1 protein-coding gene is annotated in these 419 nt (G+C 46.5%); it reads left to right on the forward strand.

Annotated features, from left to right (window positions below; translation table 11 throughout):
• On the forward strand, positions 1 to 419 hold a 419-nt coding region (locus OQJ75_RS22475; protein WP_266067301.1), incomplete at both ends, for a GTP-binding protein.

A 419-nucleotide genomic window follows, 5' to 3' on the forward strand; every position in this document is an offset into this window, starting at 1 on the left:
GGTATCCTAGTTGTTGCTGCTACAGATGGCCCTATGCCACAAACTCGTGAGCACATCCTACTTGGTCGTCAAGTTGGTATCCCTTACATCATCGTATTCATGAACAAATGTGACATGGTTGATGACGAAGAGCTACTTGAGCTAGTAGAAATGGAAGTTCGTGAACTTCTTTCTGAGTACGAGTACCCAGGAGACGACCTTCCAGTAATTCAAGGTTCTGCACTTGGCGCTCTAAACGGCGAAAAGCAGTGGGAAGACAAGATCGTTGAGCTTGCAGAAGCACTAGATTCTTACATTCCACTTCCAGAGCGTGCTGTTGATCTACCGTTCCTACTTCCTATTGAAGATGTATTCTCAATCCAAGGTCGTGGTACTGTAGTTACTGGTCGTATCGAGCGCGGTATCCTACGCGTAGGTGA

Source organism: Vibrio sp. 14G-20 (assembly GCF_026241515.1).
Classification (GTDB): Bacteria; Pseudomonadota; Gammaproteobacteria; order Enterobacterales; family Vibrionaceae; genus Vibrio.